Origin of the sequence: Salinisphaera sp. (genome assembly GCF_002729955.1) — a bacterium.
Lineage (GTDB): Bacteria > Pseudomonadota > Gammaproteobacteria > Nevskiales > Salinisphaeraceae > Salinisphaera.
In genome coordinates this window covers 26952-53486 of sequence record NZ_PBYA01000056.1, presented here as the reverse complement: position 1 = coordinate 53486, position 26535 = coordinate 26952, and the positions used below count along the sequence as shown (strand labels likewise).

General features: G+C 63.5%; 19 protein-coding genes and 1 CRISPR repeat array. Of the genes, 7 read left to right on the top strand and 12 right to left on the bottom strand.

The features are described from left to right. Positions 1–271: 271 nt before the first annotated feature. The 3 genes from CMN27_RS15755 to CMN27_RS15745 all read left to right on the top strand — a co-directional run bounded on the left by CMN27_RS15755 (position 272) and on the right by CMN27_RS15745 (position 5393). Positions 272–1150: a hypothetical protein gene (locus tag CMN27_RS15755; protein ID WP_293627953.1), complete on the top strand. Its 879-nt coding sequence runs from the start codon at positions 272–274 to the stop codon at positions 1148–1150. Further along, positions 1150–1761: an RES family NAD+ phosphorylase gene (locus CMN27_RS15750; protein ID WP_293627952.1), complete on the top strand. Its 612-nt coding sequence runs from the start codon at positions 1150–1152 to the stop codon at positions 1759–1761. Before CMN27_RS15755 ends, CMN27_RS15750 begins: the two co-directional genes overlap by 1 nt. Before the next feature lie 89 nt (positions 1762–1850). Beyond that, a CRISPR array of direct repeats spans positions 1851–3222; the repeat unit is 29 nt; unit sequence CGGTTCATCCCCGCGTGTGCGGGGAACGG. Between the two features lie 236 nt (positions 3223–3458). Continuing rightward, positions 3459–5393 (top strand): MFS transporter, encoded by a 1935-nt coding sequence (locus tag CMN27_RS15745; RefSeq protein ID WP_293627951.1) that lies wholly within the window; start codon positions 3459–3461, stop codon positions 5391–5393. Here the strand turns inward: CMN27_RS15745 and CMN27_RS15740 are convergent. From CMN27_RS15740 to CMN27_RS15730, 3 genes are all read right to left on the bottom strand, one after another. Beyond that, the gene (locus CMN27_RS15740; RefSeq protein ID WP_293627950.1) at positions 5359–5982 is read right to left on the bottom strand and encodes a TetR/AcrR family transcriptional regulator; all 624 of its coding nucleotides are present in this window, start codon (positions 5980–5982) and stop codon (positions 5359–5361) included. The two genes, CMN27_RS15745 and CMN27_RS15740, sit on opposite strands and share 35 nt — an antisense overlap. A 93-nt stretch (positions 5983–6075) precedes the next feature. Continuing rightward, positions 6076–6843 carry an SDR family oxidoreductase gene (locus CMN27_RS15735; RefSeq protein WP_293627949.1) on the bottom strand — a complete coding sequence of 256 codons (768 nt, stop codon included), beginning with the start codon at positions 6841–6843 and terminating at the stop codon, positions 6076–6078. 49 nt (positions 6844–6892) lie between these two features. Beyond that, positions 6893–7810, bottom strand: a complete 918-nt coding sequence (locus tag CMN27_RS15730; protein WP_293627948.1) for a LysR family transcriptional regulator — start codon at positions 7808–7810, stop codon at positions 6893–6895. A 575-nt stretch (positions 7811–8385) separates the two neighbouring features. On the opposite strand from CMN27_RS15730, the gene CMN27_RS15725 reads away from it, so the two are divergent. From CMN27_RS15725 to CMN27_RS15710, 4 genes are all read left to right on the top strand, one after another. Then, positions 8386–8859 (top strand): NAD(P)H-dependent oxidoreductase, encoded by a 474-nt coding sequence (locus CMN27_RS15725; protein WP_293627947.1) that lies wholly within the window; start codon positions 8386–8388, stop codon positions 8857–8859. A 225-nt stretch (positions 8860–9084) separates the two neighbouring features. After that, positions 9085–10905 carry an allophanate hydrolase gene (gene atzF / locus CMN27_RS15720; RefSeq protein ID WP_293627946.1) on the top strand — a complete coding sequence of 607 codons (1821 nt, stop codon included), beginning with the start codon at positions 9085–9087 and terminating at the stop codon, positions 10903–10905. After that, the gene (gene uca, locus CMN27_RS15715) at positions 10905–14540 is read left to right on the top strand and encodes an urea carboxylase (protein WP_293627945.1); all 3636 of its coding nucleotides are present in this window, start codon (positions 10905–10907) and stop codon (positions 14538–14540) included. The genes atzF and uca overlap by 1 nt, the downstream gene beginning before the upstream one ends. Before the next feature lie 2 nt (positions 14541–14542). Continuing rightward, positions 14543–15262 carry a GntR family transcriptional regulator gene (locus CMN27_RS15710; protein WP_293627944.1) on the top strand — a complete coding sequence of 240 codons (720 nt, stop codon included), beginning with the start codon at positions 14543–14545 and terminating at the stop codon, positions 15260–15262. Positions 15263–15283: 21 nt separating this feature from the next. Here CMN27_RS15710 and CMN27_RS15705 read toward each other — a convergent pair whose 3' ends face one another. The 9 genes from CMN27_RS15705 to CMN27_RS15665 all read right to left on the bottom strand — a co-directional run bounded on the left by CMN27_RS15705 (position 15284) and on the right by CMN27_RS15665 (position 26322). After that, complete coding sequence (locus tag CMN27_RS15705) at positions 15284–16327, bottom strand: putative solute-binding protein (protein ID WP_293627943.1); 1044 nt, start codon at positions 16325–16327, stop codon at positions 15284–15286. 19 nt (positions 16328–16346) lie between these two features. Beyond that, on the bottom strand, positions 16347–17396 hold the full coding sequence (locus tag CMN27_RS15700; protein ID WP_293627942.1) for a putative solute-binding protein: 1050 nt from the start codon (positions 17394–17396) through the stop codon (positions 16347–16349). Positions 17397–17415: 19 nt separating this feature from the next. Then, positions 17416–17661, bottom strand: coding sequence for a hypothetical protein (locus CMN27_RS15695; protein WP_293627941.1), 246 nt, complete (start codon positions 17659–17661; stop codon positions 17416–17418). Between the two features lie 24 nt (positions 17662–17685). Then, positions 17686–18735, bottom strand: a complete 1050-nt coding sequence (locus CMN27_RS15690) for a hypothetical protein (protein WP_293627940.1) — start codon at positions 18733–18735, stop codon at positions 17686–17688. A 151-nt stretch (positions 18736–18886) separates the two neighbouring features. Continuing rightward, on the bottom strand, positions 18887–19819 hold the full coding sequence (locus tag CMN27_RS15685) for an OmpW family outer membrane protein (protein ID WP_293627939.1): 933 nt from the start codon (positions 19817–19819) through the stop codon (positions 18887–18889). Between the two features lie 374 nt (positions 19820–20193). Next, complete coding sequence (locus CMN27_RS15680; RefSeq protein WP_293627938.1) at positions 20194–20529, bottom strand: hypothetical protein; 336 nt, start codon at positions 20527–20529, stop codon at positions 20194–20196. A gap of 313 nt (positions 20530–20842) precedes the next feature. After that, positions 20843–21370, bottom strand: a complete 528-nt coding sequence (locus CMN27_RS15675) for a hypothetical protein (protein WP_293627937.1) — start codon at positions 21368–21370, stop codon at positions 20843–20845. A gap of 337 nt (positions 21371–21707) precedes the next feature. Further along, entirely contained in the window at positions 21708–22232 is a 525-nt protein-coding gene (locus tag CMN27_RS15670) for a hypothetical protein (RefSeq protein WP_293627936.1), read from the bottom strand. A 256-nt stretch (positions 22233–22488) separates the two neighbouring features. Next, a complete protein-coding gene (locus CMN27_RS15665; RefSeq protein WP_293627935.1) occupies positions 22489–26322 on the bottom strand; it encodes an Ig-like domain-containing protein in 3834 nt (1277 codons plus the stop codon). Positions 26323–26535: the final 213 nt, after the last annotated feature.

The following is a 26535-nucleotide window of genomic DNA, read 5'->3' as shown; positions in this document are numbered from 1 at the left end:
TTTGCAAGGCCATTGCAAAACAAAACGCCGGCGTCTGTCGGTATTTCATTTGCCAGTGGCTTCACCCCTTCAACCGCAACACCCAAGCGCGCCTACGCGCATTATTAACCCGAAAACCCCGGTTTTATGCGGCTTCATAAAGCGACGCACAAAGCCACCGGAGCATTGGCCACATGCATGCGATTAACTGTTTATACAGACTTTACAAAGTTGACAGAATTCATGGGTGGACGGACTATACGACTGTCAGACGTCACAAGGAGTTTGCGTCATGGCATCCGAAAACGTGAGCGATCGAGGCCATGGATTGACTTCGTGGCTCGAAAGCGAGTTCGACAAACTCGATAGCGACCGGCAAAAACTGATCGGCCGGTTGGTCATGCGTCTTGCGGCTGACAATCTCAGTCACAAGCATGGTGCGTTCGTTAGCAGCACCAGCCATGCGAAACGGGCTCTTCGTCGCGGCCGGAACGACTTCATTACGGAGGTCATGCGGCTTGAAACGCTCATGAATCCGCCGGAGGACGAGGAAGTCGTTTACTTGGCGTCCACGAACGCGCCGGTTGACGCGTTCTTCGAGTCCGAGTTCGAGCGTGTACCTTTCGCCCACAGCGTCCGGCTACCCGACACTGGGTTTCAAGCACCCTCGCGTTCACAAACCGGTGAGCTGATTGAAGCGCTGAATGCTAGCGGCCCTGCGGCGCCGCCGGACAATGTGAAACCGGGCATTCTTACGTGCGAGCAGGCTCAGGCGAGGATGGCCGAGCGGACATTTGCGCCTGACCCGGCCCGCAGCCAAGGCGACGAGATGCTCTCCGCCCGGGCAATGGCCGACTACCTGAATGCATCGCACACCACGATCTACAACCGCTATAGAGACGGTCGAATTATCGGCTTGTCGCAAGAGGTCGGCGGCGTGGTGTTCCCCAAGACCCAGTTCGCCGAAGACGGTAGTCCGCGTGGCCCTGTCTGGTTGCCCGGCCTGGACAAGATCGTAGCCATCCACGGCAATGGCTGGCCCGCGTGGCTTTGGCTGAACGAACCTCGCGATGAGTTCGGCGGCGAGACTGCGCTGGATCGCTTGCATGCCGGGGATCATTCCTCCGTGATCGTGGCTCTCAACCGCGAGGAAGAAGGGAGCTTCGGGTAATGGCGTACAACGCGCGCGATCTCAGGGAGATTGTGTGCGACTATTTATTCGACGGACGCTTCGTACGTATCTCGCCAGCCAAATACAGCCAGTCGCCATTGACCTATGGCCGTACGCCGAGCCGTTTCAGCGGACCGCCGACACCCACAGACCCGACACTCGCGACGTTCGGCGCCCTTTATCTCGCTGCCACAGTCAAAACGGCCACCTGCGAAACACTCATTCATACGAAATCTCGCCAGCGAGTTGCGCAAATATCCACGGCCCTGCTGACGTCGCGTGTTCTGTTCGTCTACAAACGAACCACCCAATCACTCAAACTTCTCGATCTGCGTCAGGACTACCCGGTCATCGCTGGAGTCACCCCGGACGTCATCCACCAGAAAGAACACGACCTTGCCCAGGCTCTCTCAGCGTTCGTGCGGAACCACCTCCCGGAGCTGGATGGCATCATTTATCCGTCGTGGTATACCGGTGAAGATTGCCTGGCGCTCTACGAATCGGGCGTGGACAAGATCGATCACGATTACACGATCGCGTTGACCCAACACGAGGGGCTCTATCAGGCGCTGGACCGCTATCGCGTTCGGTTGATAGAGCCGGCTGGGTGAGCTACTTCGTCTCGTATTGATCGCACGAGACGATTGTTACAACACACACCGGGACGATACGCCATGCCGAAAAGCATGCTTGATCGGCACCTTGCATCCGCGCGGGTGCGGGGAACGGAAGGCGAGGCCGCCTGGAAGGACCGCGAGAACGGTTCATCCCCGCGTGTGCGGGGAACGGTCCGGCCCCGCGTACAGCTCGAGGTCGTCCGCACGGTTCATCCCCGCGTGTGCGGGGAACGAAACACCAGGTCATACGTCGCCGGGTCCATCGTCGGTTCATCCCCGCGTGTGCGGGGAACGGGCGCACGTCGCTGGGGCTGGCCGTCAGCGCATCGGTTCATCCCCGCGTGTGCGGGGAACGGTGAGTCGAGCTTGGCGTTGCACTGCTTCAACGCGGTTCATCCCCGCGTGTGCGGGGAACGGCCCGTCACGGTGCCGCCATAGATCGGCAGGTACGGTTCATCCCCGCGTGTGCGGGGAACGGGTCAGACCAGCCCGAATCGAACTCAAGCCGCCCCGGTTCATCCCCGCGTGTGCGGGGAACGGCGGCACCATCTTAGTTAGTGCAATTTCATGCACGGTTCATCCCCGCGTGTGCGGGGAACGGTTCCATCCCGACAGGATGATCTCGATTCGACCCGGTTCATCCCGCGTGTGCGGGGAACGGGTATCTACCGCACGAATGCGAAACGGATAGGACGGTTCATCCCCGCGTGTGCGGGGAACGGCTGGCGTAGGCGCACCCGCAGGCGTTCGTCGTCGGTTCATCCCCGCGTGTGCGGGGAACGGGCGACTGCGCGTGTGACGATTACAACCCAGCGCGGTTCATCCCCGCGTGTGCGGGGAACGGCCGGGCCCGGTGTTCGCGCCGTTGTCCGCGAGCGGTTCATCCCCGCGTGTGCGGGGAACGGCCAGAACGAATAAGGGCGGCTAAGAAGCCGCCCGGTTCATCCCCGCGTGTGCGGGGAACGGGGTTCGTTGCTTGGCCTTGCGCCGTACCTCGACGGTTCATCCCCGCGTGTGCGGGGAACGGGGAATCGATCATGTCCGATAGCGTGCTCGAGCCGGTTCATCCCCGCGTGTGCGGGGAACGGCAAGGGCTAGTCCTCCCGGTCGTTTGCTGGCCCGGTTCATCCCCGCGTGTGCGGGGAACGGGTGGGCATGTCCAGCGCGTGGCCGTCGATGCTCGGTTCATCCCCGCGTGTGCGGGGAACGGGCCCCGGATTTCCTCGATATCGAACACGCGGCCGGTTCATCCCCGCGTGTGCGGGGAACGGTCGTGATGATCAAGGAAGGCGTTCTCAACGGCGCGGTTCATCCCCGCGTGTGCGGGGAACGGCGCTTTCCGGCCGGTCGAGCTGACGTGACAGCCGGTTCATCCCCGCGTGTGCGGGGAACGGCTGGCCAGAACTCGCGCCCGAGTCCGCCCGATCGGTTCATCCCCGCGTGTGCGGGGAACGGTCTAATCATAACTGCTTATTTTTAAAGAACGAATAGCGGGCGCGGATTTCCACCAACCTGAACAGGCCGTTCAGGCTCTTGAAACAGGCCGAAGCATCCTTCCGGACAAACTGGAACACCACGCGCTCTTGAAGGCAAGAACGGGGCAGCATGCACGCGGACAATCGCCGTCGACTTGCGACTGAATTCGAGTGCTGCTATAAATTGAACACCGTTTAATTACTTCGGATCGCGACATGGCTTCCGGACAGTTCAGGCTTCTTGGCGAGCGACGGTTTTCGCCGTTCTTCTTTACCCAGTTTCTGGGTGCGTTCAACGACAATCTGTTCAAGAACGCGCTGGTGATCCTGATCGCCTTTCAGGGGTCGAGCTGGGCGATGACCGAGGGCGGCATGAGCACGAACGTGCTGGTGAACGTAGCGGCGGCGCTGTTCATTCTGCCCTTCTTTCTGTTCTCGGCCACCGCCGGCCAGATTGCCGACAAGTACGACAAGGCCACGCTCATGCGCTGGATCAAGGCGCTGGAGATCGTGATCATGGCCGGGGCGGCGGTGGCGTTTGCGCTGCACAGCCTGGTGCTGCTCATGCTGCTGTTGTTCCTGATGGGCGCGCAGAGCACCTTGTTCGGGCCGGTGAAGTACGGTTATCTGCCGGCGCATCTGGATAATCGCGAGCTGACCGGCGGCAACGGCATGGTGGAGCTGGGCACCTTTCTGGCCATTCTGCTGGGCACGATCGCGGGCGGCCAGCTGGTGCATACGGTAGGCGAGAACACGCTGGTGATCGGCATCAGCGTGCTGGTATTCGCGGTGCTGGGCTGGCTGGTGAGCCTGTTCATTCCGCGTACGGCGCCCAGCGCGCCGGACCTGAAGTTCAACTGGAACCCGGTGACAGAGACGGTTCGCATCGTTGGCTATGCGCGCGAGAACCGCACGATCTTTCTGTCGATCATGGGCATCAGCTGGTTCTGGGCGGTAGGCGCAATCTATCTGGCCCAGCTGCCCAACTATGTGCGCGTGGACCTGGGCGGTGACGAAACGGTGGTCACCCTGCTGCTGGCGTTGTTTTCATTTGGTATCGGCATCGGGTCGATGCTGTGCGACCGGCTTTCCGGCGGGCGTATCGAGCTGGGGCTGGTGCCGTTCGGCGCGGCGGGCCTGGTGTTGTTCGGGGTGGATCTGGGCTTTGCCGGCGTGGCCACGCCCGCCAATGAAGTGGGCCTGGGCGCGTTTCTGGCGTTGGACGGCAGCTGGCGGGTGCTCGCGGACCTGGGGCTGATCGGCCTGTTCGGCGGTTTCTATATCGTGCCGCTGTACGCGCTCATTCAGGAGCGTGCGCCGCGCGAGCGGTTGTCGCGCATCATCGCGGCCAACAGCATCATCAACGCGCTGTTCATGGTGCTGGCGTCGTTGTATGCGGTGGGCGCGCTTGCCCTGGGGCTGAGCATTCCGGGGCTGTTTCTGGCCACGGCCATCATGACGGCCGCGGTGGTGGTGTTCATCTTCACGCTGGTGCCGGAATTCACCATGCGTTTCATCATCTGGCTGTTGGTGAGCACGATCTATCGCGTTCGCAAGCGCGGCCTGGAGAACATTCCCGAAGAAGGCGGCGTGCTGCTGGTATGCAACCACGTGAGCTTCATGGACGGGCTGATTCTGGGCGGCTCGGTGCGCCGGCCGGCACGCTTCGTGATGTATCACACCATCTTCGATATTCCGGTGCTGTCGTTCATCTTCCGTACCGGCAAGGCCATTCCCATCGCGCCTGCCAAGGAAGACCCGAAGCGTCTGGAAGCGGCCTACGACGCCATTGCCCGCGAGCTGGAAGACGGCCAGGTGGTGTGTATTTTCCCGGAAGGTGCGATCACCCACGACGGCGAACTTCAGACGTTTCGTGAAGGCGTTGAGCGGGTGGTGCGACGCACGCCGGTGCCCGTGGTGCCCATGGCCCTGCGGGGCATGTGGGGCAGCTTCTTTTCGCGCAAGGGCGGCCCGGCGATGAAGCGGCTGCCGCAGCGGTTTCGTTCGCGTATCGAGCTGATCGCTGGCGAGCCGATCGCGCCGGATGCGGTGGACGCCACCGACCTGCAACAGCGCGTACAGGGCATGCTCGACAACGGCGAACCGGCGGTGGCGGCTAGCCGCGCGAAGTCGTCGGCGCTGCCCGGCTGACCAGCCCGGCCAGATAGTGGGTGATCAGGTCGTCGGTCAGGTGTTCGGTCGCCTGGCCGCCGACCGTATGCAGCTTGCCGGTGAGGGTGAGGATGCACACGCCGTGCACCCCGCTCCACAACGACTGGGCCGCGGCGTTGAGGGCTGCGCCTTGCGCGCCCGACACCCGGGCCAGCGGCGCCATAATGAGTTCCACTAGCTGGGCGATGCGGGCGTCGATGAAGTCCGGGCCGGCCACATCTTCCGGCAGGCGATGCTCGAAACAGGCCCGCCACAGATTGGGGTGGCTGCGTGCGAAATCGGCATATGCGCGTGCAGCGCCCAGCAGCTGCTGCTCGGGGTCGTCAGTCGCGGCCACCGCGGCCTGCATGGGTACGCGCAGCCGGTCGAGCGTGCGAGCGTTTACGTGCAGGATGAGTTCGTCGAGATTGGCGAACACCAGGTAGATGGTGCCCGGCGTATAGCCGATCTGGCGGGCGATGGCACGGGCGCTCAGCCCGGCCAGGCCCTTGTCGACGATCAGCTGCTCGGCGGCCTCGAGCATGAGATCGCGCAGCTGTTCGCGGGTGTGTTCACTGCGGCGTGCCATGGATAATCGTCCGGCCAAATAAAGCCAGCATAGCGCGATGGTGAACGGCGTTCATTATCTGCCCCGCATGAACACCAGGGCTCGGCCTCCTGGCTAGAGCGTGGACTGCAGGTGGCCGCCGTCGACCGTGATGGTGCTGCCGGTCATGTAGCGCCCGGCGTCCGAGGCCAGCAGCAGCAGCGGGCCGATCAGGTCGTCGACGTGGCCCAGATGACGCTGCGGAATACGCTTGAGCATCTTCTGCCCTGCCTCGGTCTCGAAAAAGCCGCGGTTGATATCGGTGGAGATATAGCCCGGCGCGATCGCGTTCACGCGGATGCCGTGGCGGGCCCATTCCAGCGCAAGGCTGCGGGTGAGCTGTTCCAGCGCGCTTTTCGAGGCGGCATAGGGCGCCAGGGCGGCCGCCACGCGATGGCCGAGAATCGACGTGATGTTGATCACGCTGCCCGGTTTGTCGGCCTTGCGCAGGCGACGGCCGGCTTCGGTGGCCACCCGCCAGCAGCCGTTGAGATTCACGTCGATGGTCTTCAGCCAGTCGGCCTCCTCCATGTCCATGGCCGGGGCGGCCACGGCCACGCCGGCATTGCAGACCACGATGTCCACCGTGCCGAAGGCTTGTTCCGCGGCATCGAAACCGGCCGCGACCGACTCCACATCGCTGACGTCCATGGGCACCACTGTGGCTTCGCCGCCGGCTTCGCGTACCGTATCCGCGGTGGTCACGAGCGGGCCTTCGCGACGCCCACAGAGCACGACCTTGGCCCCGGCCTCGGCCAGCGCGGTGGCAAAGCCGCTGCCCAGGCCGCCGCCCGCGCCCGTGACCAGCGCGATGCGGCCGGTCAGATCGAATCGATCGGTCATGAAACTCTCCTGTTGTTCTTTGAAATCGCGGCCGAGGCCTGCCCGGCCGTCAGCTTAAATGTTCGCGGGCGATGGCGATAATGCGTTCGCGCAGCCAGCGGTGGGCGACATCGTGATGATCGAGCGCGCCCCAGGTCATGCCGATATGAAACTCCGGCAATTCCATTGGCGGGTCGAGCACCGCCAGGCCCAGATGCCGGGCCTGATAGCGGGCGATACGTGCCGGCAAGGCAACGATCATGTTGCTGTTGGCCACGAGCTCGCGGGGCAGCTGGTAGTGGCGCGTAAGCACGCTGATCTGGCGCGAGCGGCCGGTATCGGCCAGCACTTCGTCGATGCGGCCCAGGCCCACGCCGGTCTGGGTGATCAGAATATGTTTTTCCGACAGGAACGTTTCCAGGGTGAGCTCGCCGTTGGCCTCGACCAGTGCCGGATGGTCCTTGCGGATCAGACAGGCCATGCGGTCGCTCCACAGCTGTTGCTGGTGGAAGTTGGCCGGTAGTTTGCCGAAGCGGTTGACCAGCACATCCGCCTCGCCGCGCTCGATCTGGTCGATGGCATCGCTGCCCGCGCTGAGAATATTGAGCGCGATATTCGGTGCCTCGCGTTCGAGCACGCCGACGACATGCGGCATGAGTACGGAGGCCGCATAGTCGGTGATGAGAATGGTGAACAGCCGCTCGGCGGTGGCCGGCTCGAAGGCGCGGTTGGGGGCGATCGCGCTTTCCAGCTGGGCCAGCGCGTTGCGTACCGGACGCTGAAGCTTGAGCGCGCGGTCGGTGGGCTGCATGCCGCTGGCGGTACGTACCAGCACCGGGTCGCCCAGGAGCTTGCGCAGGCGGCGCAGCGCGTTGCTCATCGCCGGCTGGCTCAGATCCATGGCCAGGGCGGCCTTGGTTACGCTGCGCTCTCGCAGCAGCGCATCGAGAAAGACGAGCAGGTTCAGGTCGATGTCCCGAACATTCATTGCATGAATACGTGCGCCGGAGAATCAGGCGCAAGGATAGCATTGCCTGCCGGCGCGCCCCCTATCGTCGCCGCGCCAGAAACCGATGGCCGCAATCGATGCAACGATAGTAGTTGCGCAGATTCATTACCTTTCTGAACCCGTGCCGGCGCAAGGGAAGCACGCCGTAGCTCTCACAACGGGGACAGCGTTCACGATTGTTCTCGACAACTTGGGCCGTCATGGCGGGTATTGAATGGTTGTGGCAAGAGCAAGCCTCCGGCGGAGGCGTGAGTAGACGAGCGTACAACGTTTCCGCCGCAGGCATGACAACGCTTAACCCACAATTTAACTTGGCGACAATTCAAATACGGGCCGCTTCATTGTAGGTCAGACACTTAAGCAAAGAACGCTGTATTTGCAAATTAAATAAATTTCGTCTTGTCTCTGTTTTGATATGGCAGAACGATTACAAAACGATAACGACGCGCATTTTCTCGAGTGACTGCTGCACATACCACCCGTCAATAGATCCGCCCCTTGGCGTATGGAACCTCATTTCGAAACAGCTTTATTTTCTATTGGAGAGCCCAGACATGAGCGATCCCTGTTATCACGTCGTTGTCATCGCGCACGCGCCCTCGCCCAACACCCGCCGGCTGCGCGACGCGGTGCTGCGCGGCCTGAACAATCCGGATATAGACCAGGTCAGCGCACGCTGGGTCGCGCCACTGGAAGCCGGGCCCGAGGATGTACTGTCTGCCGATGCGGTCATCCTGGGCACGCCGGAAAACCTTGGCACCATGAGCGGCGCGCTCAAGGACTTCTTCGACCGCAGCTACTACCACTGCCTCGACCACACGGACGCCCTGCCCTTCGCGGTGTATATCCGGGCCGGCCATGACGGCACCGGCACACGTCGCGCTATCGAGAGCATTACCGGCGGCCTGCGCTGGAAAGCCATCCAGGCGCCGCTCGTCTGCCAGGGCGAATTCGACCCGGCCTTCGAAAGCCAGTGTGAAGAATTAGGGCTCATGATGGCGGCTGGTCTGGAATCCGGTCTTTTTTAAACGTGCGGCGTTCAAGCCCGCACAGATTACGGGCATTTCGAACCCGACTGCACCAGATTGGACCACCTCAGCACCGCCCGGCCTTTCACGAAGCACCCGCAAGCAAGGCCCTGAAAAGACGCGCAGAACCCGCAATAACAGCGCTTCGATAACCGCGATTCAGGTGGTCGCTTCACTGGCATAGCCGTTGCATAGCGGTTGTATACATCCCTGTATGCAGCTTCTATGACGATCTCGACCCTGGCCGACTGGCAGACCACTTACGCCGACCACGCCGATACGCCGCGTAGCGCGCTTCATGCCCTGCGCGAGACGCTGAGCAGCGACGACCCGGCATGGATTCATATCGTGAGCGCCTCCGAACTGGATGCCCAGCTCGATGCGCTCGATGCCCGTATCCAGAGCCTGGGCGGTGAGCGCGCGCCCTTGCCGCTCTACGGGGTACCGTTCGCGGTCAAGGACAATATCGACGTCGCCGGCCTGCCCACCACGGCCGCCTGCCCGGCCTTTGCCTATACCCCCGAACGCTCGGCCGCCGCGGTGGAAAAACTCCTGGCCGCCGGTGCAATCGTTCTCGGCAAAACCAATCTCGACCAGTTCGCGACCGGGCTGGTGGGCACGCGCTCGCCGTATGGGGCCGTACCCAACACCTTCGATCCTTCTTATATAAGCGGCGGCTCCAGCTCGGGCTCGGCGTCGGTGGTCGCCCGCGGGCTGGTGGCCTTCTCGCTGGGCACGGACACGGCCGGTTCCGGGCGCGTACCCGCGGGGTTCAACAACCTGGTGGGCGTTAAAGCCAGCTGCGGTGCCATCAGTACCCGCGGCGTGGTGCCGGCCTGTCGGTCGCTGGACTGCGTGTCGATCTTCGCACTGGATATCACCGACGCCGACGTCGTCCGTGGCGTGCTGACCGGCTTCGATACAGAAGACGCCTATTCGCGCGCCGTGCCCTATAGCGCCCCGGCTGCGGCGAGTTCGGCGGCCACGCCGCGGCTGGGCGTGCCGAGCCAGCCCGAGTTCTTCGACGACGACAACGCGCGGGCCGCCTTCGAGGCCGCCGTAGCCCACTGGCAAGCCGCCGGCGCGGAAATCGTCGAACTCGATTTCACTCCGTTTCACGAGGCCGCCGCACTGCTCTATCAAGGGCCGTGGGTGGCCGAACGCTATGCCGCCGTGGGCGAATTCATTGAATCGCATGCCGATGCGGCCGACCCGGTGGTCGCCGACATCATCACCGGCGGCAAGAACGCCAGCGCGGTCGAGGCCTTCCGGGCCCAGTACGCCCTGGCTGCGCTCAAGCACCAGGCGGATGCCCTTATCGAAACCGTGGATGCGCTGCTCGTGCCCACCGCGCCCAGCATCTACCGCCAGGACGAGATCGCGGCCGAACCCGTCGCGCTCAACAGCCGGCTGGGCACCTACACCAACTTCGTCAACCTGCTGGATTACTGCGCGCTCGCCCTGCCGGGCGGCTTTCGCGACGACGGCCTGCCCGCCGGCATCACCCTCATTGCCCCGGCCTGGCACGACGACCGCCTCGCCGCGCTCGGCGCCCGCTGGCAAAACCATCAGCCCTGGCCCCTGGGCACGGGCAAACGCCTGGCCGCACAGGTCGCGATCAAGCCCGACGCCTCCCCGGCCGACGACATGATCCGGGTCGCGGTGGTCGGCGCGCACCTGCGCGGCATGCCGCTGAACTGGCAGCTGACCGAACGCGATGCACGCTTCGTGGAACAGACCGAAACCACCCCCGAATACCGCCTGCTGGCCCTGGCCGGCACCACCCCGCCCAAGCCGGGGCTGATCCGCGGCGCGGACGGCGCGGCTATTCAGGTGGAGCTGTGGGACGTGCCCGCAAGCGCATTTGGCTCGTTCGTTGCACTGATTCCGGCACCGCTGGGCATCGGCACCTTGATGCTGGCCGACGGCCGCGAGGTGAAAGGCTTCATCTGTGAAGGCTGGGCCGCCGACACCGCCCGCGATGTCACCGCCTTCGGCGGTTGGCGGGCCTACATCGCAGATCAACAAGCAAAGGCGAACGACTGATGGCAGCACTGGATACCGTACTCATCGCCAACCGCGGCGAGATTGCCGTACGCATCGCGCGTACGCTCAAGGCCATGGGCGTGAAAAGCGTGGCGGTCTATGCCGACTCGGATCGCGACAGCGGCCATGTGGGCGCCGCCGATCAGGCCATTGCCCTGGGCGGCGACAGCGCCGCCGAGAGCTATCTCAACGTCGAGGCCGTGCTGGCCGCTGCCCGCGAAAGCGGTGCCCAGGCCATCGTGCCGGGCTACGGTTTTCTATCCGAAAACGCCGACTTCGCCCGAGCCTGCGAAGACGCCGGCATCGCCTTTGCCGGGCCCACGCCCGAACAGATCGAACAGTTCGGCCTCAAGCACACCGCCCGCGAGCTGGCCGAGAACGCGGGCGTACCGCTGGCCCCGGGTACCGGCCTGCTCGACAGCCTGGGGGCCGCGAAATCCGCGGCCACGGATCTGGGCTACCCGGTCATGCTCAAGTCCACCGCTGGCGGCGGGGGTATCGGCCTGTCGCGCTGCAACGACGAAGCCGAGCTGGAAGCCGCCTTCGAAAAGGTGGCCCGCCTGGGCCAGAACTATTTTTCCGATAGCGGCGTGTTTCTGGAACGCTTCATCGAGTCGGCCCGCCATGTCGAGATCCAGATCTTTGGCGACGGCGCCGGCACCGTGGCCGCCCTGGGCGAGCGCGACTGCTCGCTGCAACGGCGCAACCAGAAAGTCGTGGAAGAAACACCGGCCCCGCATCTGCCGCCAGCCACGCGCGAAGCGATGATGGCGGCCGCCGTCAGCCTGGGCGAGTCGGTGAACTACCGCTCGGCCGGCACCGTGGAATTCATCTACGACGGCGCCCGCGACGAATTCTATTTTCTGGAGGTGAACACCCGCCTGCAGGTCGAGCATCCGATTACCGAAGCCGTGACCGGTATCGACCTGGTCGAATGGATGGTGCAGACCGCGGCCGGCACGCCGCCCGACCTGGCTGCGTTCGAAGCCAACCCCAAGGGCGCGGCCTTCGAGGTACGCATTTATGCCGAGCAGCCGGCACGCGACTTCGCGCCCTCGCCCGGCACATTGACCGAAGTCATGTTCGCCGAGCAGGCCCGGGTGGATACCTGGGTGGCCGCCGGCACCGAGGTGTCCGCCCATTTCGACCCGATGATCGCCAAGCTCATCGTGCACGGCGATACCCGCGACGACGCGCTGGCCCGCCTGGCCAACGCCCTGGATGCCACGCGCCTGTCCGGCATTGCGACCAACCTCGACTACCTGCGCCAGATTGTGGCCAACGAACGCTTCGCCGCCGGTGAAGTCTCGACCGCGTTCCTGGCGGATTTCGACTATGCCCCGCCGTTTCTGGAAATCGTCAAACCCGGCACCTATACCAGCATTCAGGACTACCCCGGGCGCACCGGCTACTGGCATATCGGCGTGCCGCCCTCCGGGCCGATGGACGACTACGCCTTCCGGCTGGGCAACGCCATCGTCGGCAACCATGCCTCGGCCGCAGGCATGGAATGCACCATCCTCGGGCCGACCATTCGTTTTCATAGCGATGCCACCATCGCGCTCACCGGCGCGAAAACCGCGGCCACGCTCGACGATGCCCCGGTCGATTTCTGGGCGCCGATTTCGGTCAAGCGCGGCCAGACGCTCGTGGTCGGCAAGGCCGAGTCCGGCTGTCGCACCTATCTGGCCGTACGCGGCGGCTTCGACGTGCCCGATTATCTGGGCAGCAAATCCACCTTCGCGCTCGGCCAGTTCGGCGGCCATGCCGGCCGGCCGCTGCGGGCCACCGATATGCTGGCCATCTGCGATGCCGCGAAACCCAATGCGCCCACGCCGGCACCCATTCGCGAACCGCAGGCTGCCCCCCGGGATCTGGTGCCGAACTACGCCAACCACTGGGAAATCGGCGTGCTCTACGGCCCGCACGGCGCGCCCGATTTCTTTACCGACGAGTCGATCACCCAGTTCTTTGCCACCGACTGGGAGGTGCACTACAACTCGAACCGTCTGGGCGTTCGCCTGAACGGCCCCAAGCCCAGCTTTGCCCGCGAGGACGGCGGCGAAGCCGGGCTGCACCCCTCCAATATCCATGACACCGAATACGCGGTGGGCAGCATCAACTTCACCGGCGATATGCCCGTGATCCTCACCCGCGACGGCCCGAGCCTGGGCGGCTTCGTCTGCCCGGTGACCATCGCCGCGGCCGAACTGTGGAAGGTCGGCCAGGTCGCCCCCGGTGACACCATTCGTTTCGTGCAGCTGGGCTTCGACGAGGCCGCAGCCCTGCAACGCGAACAGGACGCCGCCTGCGACGAGCTGGCCGTACCCGCAGCGCGCGACGCCCTACCCCTGCCCGCGCCGGCCGATACCGTCTCGCCCTGCGTGCTCGCCGAGCGCGCCGCCGAGGGCAGCCGGCCGGCGGTGGCCTACCGCCAGGCCGGCGATCGCTACATCCTCATCGAATACGGCCCCAACGTTCTGGACCTGCGTTTTCGGCTACGCGTTTACCTGCTCATGCAGGCACTGGAGGCAAACCCGATCGACGGCATTCTGGAACTCTCGCCCGGGGTGCGTTCGCTGCAGGTCAACTACGACGGCCAGCGTATTCACCAGCGCGAGCTCATCGATGCGCTGCTGGCCATCGAGGCCGATCTGCCCGAGGTGGACGAACTCAAGCTAAACACCCGCGTACTGCATCTGCCGCTGGCGTTCGAAGACAGCGCCACGCTGGACGCGGTTTCGCGTTATCGCCAGTCGGTGCGCGATACCGCGCCCTGGCTGCCCAACAATGTCGACTTCATCCAGCGCATCAATGGCCTCGAGACGCGCGAACAGGTACAGGAAACCATCCTCGCGGCCAGCTATATGGTGCTCGGTCTGGGTGATGTCTATCTCGGCGCGCCCTGTGCCGTGCCGGTGGACCCGCGCCATCGGCTGGTCACATCCAAATACAACCCGGCACGCACCTATACCGCCGAGGGCACGGTGGGCATCGGCGGCGTGTATATGTGCATCTACGGCATGGACTCGCCGGGCGGCTATCAGCTGGTCGGGCGCACCCTGCCCATCTGGAACAAGTTCGGTCACAACGCCCAGTTCGAACCCGGCGAACCCTGGCTGCTGCGCTTTTTCGATCAGGTGCGCTACTACCCTGTAGACGAAGACACCCTCACCGATATGCGGGCGGAATTCCGGGCCGGCCGGCTGCATGCCGAAATCACTGAAGAAGTCTTCGATTTCGCCGAATACCAGCGCTTTCTCGACGCCAACGCCGAAGATATCGCCGCCTTTCGCGAGTGTCAGAGCGAGGCCTTCGCCAAAGAGGTCGAACACTGGCAGGCCGAGGCCGACGCCGAGCCCGAAGCCAAGGCGGGCCCGGCCGCGGCACCCGCGGGTGAAGACATCGATGGCGAGGCCGTGACCGCCGATGTGTCCGGCAACGTCTGGAAGCTGCACGTCGACGAAGGCGCAAGCGTTGAAGCCGGCGATCCGCTGGTGATTGTCGAGGCGATGAAAATGGAGTTCGCGGTGGATGCCCCCTGTGCGGGCAACGTGAAGGCCCTGCGTTGCAAGGAGGGCACGCTGATTTCGGCCGGCGACGTACTGCTCGTGATCGAGCCGGCCGGCGATTGAGCATGGCCGCCCCGCATGTGGGCCGGCCTGGCGGGCCGGCCCGGCGTTCAAACCTGGCCGACCGGATCTATGCCCGGATCAAGGCCGAGCTGTTCGATTTCGAACTCATGCCCGGCGATGCGCTATCGGAAAACGAGATCGCCGCACGCACCGGGGCAAGCCGTACGCCCGTTCGTGAAGCCCTGTTTCGCCTGCAGCGCGACGGTTATGTCGACGTAAGAGAACACAGCGGCTGGTACGTCCGGCCGCTGGACTTCGACGTCTTCGACGAACTCTACGACGTGCGGATTACGCTCGAATGCGCGGCCGTCGCGCGCCTGTGTGCGCTCGACCACCGCCCACCCGAGCTGGCCGAGCTGATTGCCATCTGGCAGATCGAGCGCAGCGAACGGGAAACCGACAGCACCACCCTCTGGCAGCTCGACGAACAGTTTCATGCCGGCCTGCTTGCTGCCGCGGGTAATCGCGAAATGGCGCGTATCCATCGCGACGTCACCGAACGCATTCGTATCGTGCGCAGGCTGGATTTCGTTCAGCCCGCCCGCGTGGAGGCCACCTACGAAGAACATGCCGAGATCCTGAACCGGCTGGCCGAGGGCCACGCCGCAGCCGCCCAGAAGGCGCTCGAACGCCATATCCGCGCCAGCCGGGATGCGGTCCGCCAGATCACGCTGCACGGGCTTTTCGAAGCCCGCGATGCACTTCGTACGCGCGAACGCTGAGGCGCAGGCCGCCCGTACCCGCTAGCGCACGGCCCCGCCTTCACTGTCCTGGCTGCATTCGGCCACGCCGGGGTCGGTGGAACAGCGCACCTTCTTGAGCAGCTTCTGCATGCGATGGTCGTACCAGCCTTCATCCCATAGCCGCTGGCGGATTTCGCCGAGCATGCTGCGGTACTTGGTTTCGCGCTCGCCATCGATACGCACCCAATAGCGATCGGGAATCTCTTCGTCGGACTGACGGATCCGCGCGATCACGCGATCCCAGGCGTTATCCACCGCCCAGCGACGCGAGGCGGGGGCAAAATCGGCCGGAAACCGATCCCGATGCACCACCATCTGCAGCGACAGCATGCCGAGTACGAAATCGGCCACGCCGCCGTTCTCGCCCAGGCCCTTGTAGAGCTCCAGCGGCTTGTAGGCGATGGCCGGGGCATAGGCCATATCCACGCTGTGGTTGTTGAACAGCGGCCCGAAGCTGGCGATGGTTGCCGACACCGGCGAGGCCCCGGCCACGTTGGCGACCACCCGTGCCTGTTTGTCGTAGCCAATCACCGCAACTTTCTTGCCGGCGGCGGCCTGCAGGCTGTCGAGAAAGCGCTTCTCGCGGGAGAACAGATACACCTTGCCGCCCGGCACCACACCGGCGATTTCGTAGTTGTCCGTGCGCATGAGTGGCGCGGCCTTGGCGCTGGCCATCACGCGGATCGCGGTATGCAGTTGGTCGTAGGTCTGCAGGCCGCCGACCATATCCAGGCTGCCCGCGAAGGGCACGAACTGCTGCATGCGGATGCCGGTCAGCCCGGCGGCGTCGCAGCGCCCGGTCTTGAAGTCGGCGGCGACGACGTCCTCGCTGGTGTAGGCGCGTAGATCCAGCGCCACGCCGTGTTCGCGGGCGAAGATGACGTAGTCCTTGAATTGCTCCATCACCGGCCCGCTGGCGCCGACCGGGTCGTAGACACAGATCGAGCGTGTGACCACATCGTCCGCGGCCGCGGCGGTCAGTGCGGTCCAGGCCAGCACCGCGGCCGCTGCCCATTTGCCCAGAACCTGCGTGATTGCTGACATGCTCTTATCCTATCCAGCCCTAGTTCACCGGCCCGCCTTCGGTATCCAGGCTGCATTCGGCCAGGCCGCCGTCGCTGTTGCAGCGTACCTTCTTGAGCAGCGTCTGCATGCGATGGCTGTACCAATTCTGCTCCCACAGTTTCTGGCGCACTTCGCGGAACATGTTGCGGTAGTTGGTGGTGCGCTCGCCGTTGATGCGCACCCAGAACCGCTCCGGAATCTCGGCTTCGGCGCCGGTGACCTGGCGCAGGGTGGAATCGAACATGTTCTCGAACACCCAGCTGCGTGATTTCTGTGCGAACTCGTCGCTGAAGCGATCATCGCGGGCCACCAGCTGGCCCGAGAGCATGCCGAGCACGAAGTCGGCAATGCCGCCGTTCTCGCCCAGGCCCTTGTAGAGTTCCAGCGCGTTGTAGGCAAAGGCCGGGGCATAGGCCAGGTCCACGCTGCCGTTGTTGAACATCGGCCCGAAGGAGGCGATGGACGCGCCCACCGGCGAAGCGCCGGCCACGTTGGCCAGCGTCGATGCCTGCTTGTCGTAGGACAGCACCGCGACCTTCTTGCCGGCGATGTTGTCGATGCTGTCCAGCCAGCCCGCATTACGGGAAAACAGGAAGGCCTTGCCCAACGGCACCACGCCCAGCACTTCGTAACCACCTTCTTTCATGTAACTGGCGGCCTTGGGGCTGGACATCACCCGGATGGCGGTGCGTTCCTGATCGTAGGTTTGCAGCCCACCGGCCATGTCGAGGCTGCCGGCGAACTTCACGAACCGAATGGTGCGCACGCCGGTAAGCGCTGCGATATCGCACTGGCCTGCCTTCAGATCGTTGGCGGCAACGGCTTCGTCGGTGTAGGCCCGGGTATCGAGCTTGTAGCCCCAGGCATTGGCCTGCAGCACGTAATCCTGCAGCGCCTGAAAGATAAACCCGTTGGCCCCGATGGGGTCGTAGATACAGAATGTCCGGCGCTCGGTCTGGGCCGATGCCGTGGTGGCGGCAAACAAGGCCACGATCAACAACGCGGCGAGCAAGCCGCGGCGCGCGAGAAACAACTTCAGCTGGGTCATGACAGGACTCCGGTTCGTTCTAATCGAGGGTTTTCGGCCGGGATTGCGTGAACGTCGACGTGGCTTGGCGTTCGGCGACGATCGTCTGGCAGCCACAGCTCGAACATACCCACGCCGTCGTGCGGTCTTCATCAAGCGGCACCGCCTTGATGTCTGGCGCACCACAACGCCGGCACGCCGCGCGACGGGCGGCTCGCTGCCCGCCGGGTGCCCGACAGCCCGGCGTTTTCACGCCGAAGCTGTCGTTTACCGGCTTCGTGCCCATAGCCGTGCCCGAACTCAGCCCGCGCTATTCCAGAAAGCTGCCGGCATCAAAGTCGTCGTCGCTGGCCCCGCTCGAGTCACCCGGGAAGCTGCCCAGGGCGATCAACGGCGTGCGATGGCCTTCGGCCTCCATCCAGATACGATCGCTGAGATACTGCGCCTGGCTGTAGGCGACCTCGTTGAGAATCTGGAAACGCCCGGCGGTGTCGTTCTGGTTGTAGATTTCGGCCACGGCCTTGATGGCCTGTTTTTCGCGGGCGGTATCGGATTGGCCGTAGGCCGCGATGGCGTACAGCATGGCGGGCAGCGCCATGCCCTGTTCGCGGCCGATGGCCACCGAGCGTTCGAGCTGGCCCCAGGGGTCGGCGCCGTCGGGCTGGTTGCCCGGGACCGACAGCCAGACCACAGCCTCAAGCGCATCGGGCAGGCCCCACCACTTGCGGTTGTCCAGGCAGGAGACTGCACGTCCCGCCTCGGCCGCGACGTTCTGTGGAATCCCCACCGACGAATTGGCCCGGATATCGCTCAACAACCCCTGCACCGAGGTGAGCACGCCCGTCATGAACTGCAGTTCGTCGAGGTCGGTACCCATTTCGTTGCTCAGATCGGGGCAGCTCTGGCCGCCGAAATCGCCGTAGGCATCCACGGTATCGCGATAGACCTGGTAACGGCGCAGCGCGGTGATGCGCTCCCAGCGTTGGGCGATGATCCGGTCATCGCGGGCGGTGTCGGTCTCGCCGTTGTGCAGGGCGCGCAGCACCAGCAGGTGGGCATCCTGAGCCTGGGCTTCCGAACACATCGCGGCCAGCAGATTGGTGGACAGCAGCGTACGCGACGGCCGCGAAATCACCCGCGAAAACGAGCCCATCAGCTGGGAGAGCGCCAGCCCGGTACCGCAGGTGGTCTTGTCGAGGTCGCCGCTGGACAGTGCATAGGGCACGGCCTCGTCCAGCGAATAATGATTGAGCGTATGCCCCACCGGCTTGTAGATCAGCCCACAGCCGGATAGCAGCACGGCCGCCAGCGCTGCTGCGGCTGTGCCCGTGGCGATTTGACGTGCGGTCTTGATGTTCATGTCGTGCCCTTTTTCATGGGGGTTCGTCCTGCGAACCCATCCGAATAAAAGATGGGCCAACGCCTGTGCAATGAAGTGGCAGAGGAGACTGAATTCACTTCACGGGGAGATCGGCGCCGGCCCAAACCGAATCGCGGTCCCGAACGTCCGGCTAGAACTGAATGCCGAAAGACGCCTGGTACAGAATCGCTTCGAAATCGTTTGTGCTCGAAATCGTGCCGATATCGATGGGCCCGAACTGGTCGGAAAGGTTCGGCGCGCGCACGTTGATGTTGTTCAGCTCGGCCTTGACCTCGGCACAGCCGATGTACTCGGCCGACAGGCTGAAGAACAGCTGATCGGTGATATCGACATCCACCCCCGCCTTGGCGGTACAGGCCAGCGGCTTGCTCAGGTAGAGCTGGGGCTCGTTCTGCGAGTTGAGAAACTGGTTGGAAATATCGGTATCGAAGGTGTAGAGATACATCGCGCCCACGCCCACGAACGGGCGCACCGCGGTATCCACCCACGGCCGATAGACGAACGAGATATTCGGCGGGAAGGTCTTGAGCGTGCCGATGTTTTCGCCCAGCGGCGGTACGCCGGTGGCAATGGCATTGCCGGTGCCGTCGTCCAGCACGGTGGGCACCAGCGACTCGGACGCCGCACGACCCGTGACCTGAAAGTCCAGCTTGATCGGCGCCGAAATGGTCACTTCGGCGGCCAGATGCCGGCCCGTCCAGGGCATGTACAGGCCGATGGTGCCGGCCGGGAAGGTCTTGTCGCCCAGGCTTGAGCCCGTATTCTCGAGCGTCGACGTACCGGGGCCAAACGCCTGTGCGGCCAGGCCGCGGGCGTCTTCCACCTTCAGATTGCTGGAATCGCCCTTGTAGGCCAGATGGCCGACGCCCAGGCGGATGTAACTGTTGTTCTTGATGAAGTCGAGCGCGTCGCCAAACAGCGTGTTGGTATCTTCCTGCAGCTGCATGTCGCGCATGGCGCCACCGCCGCCCTGGGCATACACCGGCGCCGAGAGCGCCAGCCCCACGCAGGCGGCCATCGCGCCGGCCGCAGCCCGGTAGGTGAATGAAGTCGTCGTGGTCATAGGTCTCCCCCTTTTTATCGTCCGCTTGTAATGCGTTGTGCCGGTCGAAGGCAGGCTGCGCCGTTCACATGCCTTGGCATGTGCGTCGGTACGGATGTGATCGGAATGCCGCCGATGGGCGGGCCGGCCCGTCGCAAGCACGCGCCGTCGCATGCAGGACATGGCTGGGTCGGTAGCCCCCTCGTCGATTCGCCGATCGCGTCGCTGGCCCTGTGGCCTCCCCTCGTGATTGCAGAACGCGTTAGACAGGATTCATAAAAACGGCGGCGACACGCCCTTACAAGGACGCGACTGACACAGGCGGATGTCAGTAGCGTCCCCTAATCGCAAACCATTGTTTTGTATTTTTATTTACCAGATATTCCGCCGGCTTTTTACGCCAACAAAACCACACCGGCGCAACAAAACCACGTTGTGCAATGCGGCACCGCGCACGCATAAACACCGAACGACCGATAAAAATTCAAAGTCGCGCGCCAGGCATGTTGCAGCGCGCAAGCAGCGGCAGGTTCGCCGATGGCCCGCAAGCCAACATCAGACCGGTGCAGAACACGCTGGGCCTGCGCGCTTGATCGCGGCACGAATGCCGCCTTTCGAATAGCCCAATTCTTGATTGTGTAGGAAACTTCGCCGGCCGCATTAGGGCAAGAAACTGGTCCGCGAATGGACGCGAATAAGCGCAAATGAACCAGATGGTCGGCAGCGGACATCAGGGGTGATCCGCGTCTCAAACCGGATGCTTAGCATCTCGCCTAATCGAAACGTGACGTAAGCATTTGATCGGCATTCACGCCGGGCGCGTCTGCGATCGATGACTGCACCTGCGTTAGGCGCGCGAGAGTCTTTCGCCTCGTTCAGGCCCAACCGAGGCGGCCGCATCGATCTCGCGCAGACAGCGGGTATACCAACACAAAAAAACCCGACACGCGCATCGCACGTGCCGGGCTTGGGCCGGCCCTGGCCTGTGGCGCAACGTTCATGCACCGCGAGGCTGGACCTTATTCACGACGCCAAGTCTGGGACTTACTGCGTGACGTTGACGTCGGTCTGGGCGCTAACCGAACCCACCACACCGCAACTACCGATATTGGCGTTGAACGTGAACGAGGAGGGATCGCTGATCGGATCACCATTCGAGTACATGGCGGGGATACTGACCGGCTGACCGTTGGTACAGCTCATGCCCACCACGCTTACCTCTACGTTATCGAACATGATGGCCACTGGCTGTGTTGGATCGGCCGGGATCTGAGCAGCCGACACGTTAGCCGTCCACGGGAACTCGAAGCCAATGATATTGCAGAAGCTGAAAAAGCTGCCGCTTGCGGAGCCGTCGGTTACGGTGACAACAACACCGCCGTTACCATCCTTCTGAACGTCGCCGACGAGGGTAAGCGTACAGCTAAAGTTATTACCGAGCCCACTCAGCGTCGACGGCCCCGAGAACGTGTACGTACCCACGCCCGGCGTCACCGTTGCTGCCGACGCCGCACCCAAACTACCGGCGGCAATACCTGCGCACGCTAAAATGGTCTTGAATCCGTTTTTCATTATTCCCCCTTTTCGAATAAAACGAAGTGATTAACGTATTGCGGCTAAACCGGCTTCGATCGACATGATTCAGCCTGTATAAGCCGGAAGGATTTGGAGTCCACATCACCCCCTTCCCAGCGCTATAACTGGAAACCGTTGACGGGATTTAATCAAACAACAAAAGCGATGGAATCAAGCGCGGTCGCACGATCAATTCCGCGCTGGCAGAAGACCCGACCCGCGCGTCGCGCGGGCCGGGCTTTATCGTCGCCTGTAATTCGGTCAGGCCGCGGTACGCCCATATCGAACGACGCAAGGCCGACCCCTTTTTCTAAGCTAACTCGCGGAGGCTAGGTTACTGCGTGACGTTGACGTCGGTCTGGGCGCTGACCGAACCCACAACGCCGCAACTACCGATATTGGCGTTGAAAGTGAATGAGGAAGGATCGCTGATCGGATCACCGTTCGAGTACATGGCCGGTACGGTGGCGGGCGATGACGTACAGTCGGTTCCCCCGGCCGTTACAACCACGTTTTCGAACATGACCGGCACGGGCTCGGTTGGATCCGCGGGAATCTGGGCCGCAGATACGTTCGCGGTCCACGGGAATTCCAAGCCGACCAGACCGCAGCCACTAAACAACGAACCGGTCGCGTCGCCGTCCGTGACTGTAACGACAACGCCGCCGTTACCATCCTTCTGAACATCTCCAACGAGTGTCAGAGTGCAGCTCAGATTCAGGCCGAGCCCGCTTAGCGTAGTCGAGCCGGAGAAGGTATAGGTCCCAACGCCCGGCGTGACCGTGGCCGCTTGAGCCACACCGATGCTGCTGAGTACGACCGCACTACCGATAACCGATTTCTTGATGACATTTTTCATGATGACTCCTCCCTTGGAGTTTTCGCGTTTGTTGCGTTATGCAACGTTTTATTAATCCCGGCATTTGCGGCGCCTTCTGTGATAAACGCTGCATGCGTCGATCACTTCGACAAACCGCTTTTGCCGAGACCACGCCGACTTCGGGCATCGGCATGTTCAGTTAGAGTGAATAAATACCTGCTGTTTCGATGGCCGGCCTTCGCGGCGCAGCCACGGCGCTTTAAGCGCCGGCTGCGACGAGATTGGAGGCGTCAGATCATTCGGACGGGTCGAACGACAACCCGCCATGCAGTGCCGGCCCCACAAGCTGTAACGTTTGATAGCCGGGGGGCGTGGGCGCAGACAGCGGAATATCTCCGCCGAAAGCTCCTAGGAGACTTACGGCGATCGAGAACTCTTGCGTGTTACGCGTAGAGATCACGAGACGGCCGTTCTGCTCGAAGGCCACCGGGCCGAAGACCGGTACATCAAGGTCCTGCTGCACAAGCTCCAGCCCCTGTCCGGCAACCACACCGGTGTCCGGCCCATTGACGGTGAGCTGCAGCGCCGCGACGAAACAGGGCGCATAGTTATAGTCGATAGCGGGCAGTTCGCCCGACGCAGGGAAGGTGCCGCTGCATTCCGGCACGATGTACCCGCGCTGGGGCTGGTCGGTCGCTTCGCCATTGACCACACGATTCGGGAAACGCAGAAGTAGACGGCCAGTGGGCGCGCTGTAAGTCGCAGGTAGCGAAGTGACGGTAGTCAACCCGCCAGACGGCAGATCGACCGGTATACAACGGGTCGGTGCATTCGTGCCTACAACGGGTGTTCCGTTACTTAACCGAACCGCGGACACCTCGCATTCCGAGCCAGTAACGGCCGGCCGCAATGCGATCGGCCGATCTCCGCCGAGGAAGCCAGCCTCGGCGGGTGCTAGTGGTCCCCCAAAATATATCGGGGCAGCAGAGTTAAGAGTCCGTGAGTAGACCACGTTGGCCTGCTGGACGCGCTCGCGGCCGAGCGCGTCGTTAAAGTCTGTCAGAAAAGGACCAGGCTGCGACGTGCGGTCATTACCGGTATTGAACCCGCCGATTAGTCGACTGCTGGGATCGCCGCCGAGTTGGGCCTCTGAATAAGGGGTATTGTCGAAAAAGCCGTTACCGTTGGTATCGGTCTTGGGCAATGCACGGAGAATCGTGGCGTAATCCGTACTTGGCTTACTGCCGGTGAACGGCATCAGGATATCTGGGCCGCCTTGTTCCTCATTGGTTAGATAACAGGAGATCACACCTGCAACGTTTGCGGTACAGTCGGGCGTACGGCCACCTGTGGCGCTGCTTGAGCCGTCCGGAGCTGTGCCCGTACCCCTTAATGGATCGGTGTTGAGCGCTAAGCCGCTTTGACCGATGATCGTCTGGCCCGTGCTGCAACTGTTGCCTGCGGCGACGCTATTGTCGTCACCGTTGGCACGACCACAAATCACGATCCAGTAGCGCTGGCCAAGTTTGAACGGTTCTGCCGGCTCGAAGGTAAAGCCTTCGGTTAGTGCCGCACCTGCCCCGCCCAAGGTGGACAGCGTGCCGTCGACAACGCCTAAGCACTGACCGCTGTCGTCCATGCGCTGGATTGCGACGGTGGCGTTGTCGGTCGTATTCCCCGACCCGCGTACGAGACAACCATCGGCCAACGCGATAGAGGCCGTGCGTACCGGCTTGGAGAAATAGGCCTGGACGGGCGCATTCGCCGGTTGCGACGCCACCGAGTAGACACGGGCGGGGCTCGCCTTGCGGGTCACGTCCTCAGTGACAAAGCCGAGGGCAGGTATCGTCGTATCCTCCGCGGATGGGTTATCGCCAACACAGCGGCCGGCGGTATCACCGCCATCCAGATAGTCGCCGCTTTCAGCCAGCAGCGGACAGGCCTGGCCGGGGGTGAGCGCGGTAATGAAGGGCGCGGTCTGGAATACCGCTTCGCTGGTGTTGTCGTCCACGTCGGTCGGTTGGCCGGACGCGTCGGTTGGAACCACCATGGGCTCGGTCGTGAAGGTGACCCGGCTGACGATCGTGCTATCGGGGAAATTGCCCGCCAACGGGTTGCCGGCCAGGTCGGTTATGCCGCCGTCAACCGTGAGCGTGTAATTGGTATCGGCCTGGAGCGGCTGTTTCGGCGCGACCACCACACTGGCCCCTTCGGCGCGCAGATTCACGGGCACCGTCATACCCGTGCCGTCGTCGGCCGCCAGCGAGATATTGCCGGCCAGGCTGACCGGATCGACCGGTTCCGAAAAAAGGATGGACGCTTCGCCGTTAAGCGGGAAACTGTCGGCCCAGGGGTTGGTGAAGTTGTATGTGGAATCAGGGTCGCCGCCAGCCCCTTCGCCGGTGGCGAGCACGCGACGCTCGTTCAGGGCGGCAATACAATCGGCTTCGGTAGCCGAGAGCGTGGTCGTTCCGTTGACGCCGCCCACGATCGCGCCGCTTTCGAAGGGCAGATTGCCGGCATCGTCGACGATGTTGAACGTATAGCTACACGCACTCGGGTACTGCGCCGTAATACGCGGCGGCGTGGCGTCGTTGGCGACGGTCACCCGCGTGCCTGCGCCGGGGTTGGGCAGGGTCAGTTCCAGCTCGAAATCGGCGGTGGCACTACCATCGCGGTTGACGGCGACCGGGAAGCTGCCCAGCGCGGTGAGCTTGATATCGCCGTTGTCTTGCGGGATGGCCTGGCCGGCGGCGACGACGTTCATCACCGTCTGGTTGAAGACGCCGTTGGAGAGCGAGTCGATGGCATCGCCCGAATCAACTTCGGTGCTGATGCCCAGATCCAGGCGCAGCAGCACGAGCGTGGGCCCGTCGATACCGGCCAGCGGCGCGTTGCCGGCGAGATAAATATCGCCGTCGTTGATCAGGCGAGCCTGAATGGGGCCGCTGGTGACGGGTGTGTCGATCGCGCCGCCCAGGCGCAGGTCGATGCCGTCGAGCTCGAACTGCTGGCCGGCCGGCAGTAGCGCCGGAAAGAGGTTGTTGTAGCGCCCGCCGGAGGTGGTGCCGGCCAGGCGCGTGAGCAGGCCGCCGCGGTTGGCGTTATTGCGGGCGTTAAGCACGTTTTCGCCAATGAGCTGCGAGGCGATGCGGGCCACGTTGCGCGCTTCACCGTTGAGGGCGTTGTCGCCATCGCCGCCGGTGATGGTGAGCGTTTGTACGGTATCGACGCTGCTGCCGGCACTGATAGCCACCGGGGTGACCCGGAAGCTGTCGTTAAGCTCGGCGCCGGTGACCGAGCGCAGGCCGTCGAAGGCGACGGTATAGCGCTGCCCGGCGACAAGGTCGCTGCTGTCGTAGTCGCTGGCATTTCGGGTGTTGGGGGTGCCGTCGCCCATGTCGCTGCTGGGATCGAACGTCATGCTCGTGCCTTGCACGGTCAAGCGGCCGGCGACCGGGCCATTGGGGCCGGTGACCGAGACGGTGCAGTCCGTGCCCAGGGTTTCGCCGGCCAGACACAGGTCGGCACTGCCGGCGTCCACGGCCTGGCTGAAGCCGGCACGAATGGGGTTGAACTCGGTGAGCGGGATACGCCGATCGCCGATGGTGCTGCGACGGGTCACGGTGAAACTGTCGCTGCTGGCCGTACCCGCGGTGCTGAACGAAAACAGCGTGTTGCCGGCGGCGTTGACAACGCTGTAGTCCGCGTTGGGCGCGAGAGCCGCGCGTTCGACGCCGGTGTTTTCGGCCGCCACTCGCAGGCGAAAGATGTTGGGCTGATTGCTGTCGCGCTCGACCGTGGTGGGTACGGTTTCGCCGTCGCGCACGAGCGTAAGGCCCGGGTCGCTGCCGACATCGCCGCGAAAGGCCACCGCGATCTGCGATTTGACGTAGACATCGTCCTGGCCGTTGAGCGGGTAGCTGAACGCCAGGCTGGAATCGGCACCGCCGCCGACGATATCGCCGGGGTTGGGGCCGTCGCCGCCCTGGCCGCTATCGCCGCCGTCGCCGGACGAACAGGCCGTGAGCGCGCCGGCCACGCACAGGCCGATAAACATCGCGCGAGCCACACACACCGCACCCGAGCGGTTGCCGGGCACCGTGAAATCCCCTCGTTTTTTGGTCATAAGCGTTATTGGCCCTGCGGCCATCTCCCCGTTTTCGTTGTCCTGTCCCGGAGGCGTTCCGGGCTGGCCTTTACAGGAACCGACAGGCCACGCGGCGTACAAGGACGCGACTGACAGACCCAACTGTCAGTAGAGTCCCCCTGTCGACATAACGCTGTTTCGTATGTGGTTTTTGCCGCACCGGAGGCAAGATTTTTTTCCCGGAATTCGCGT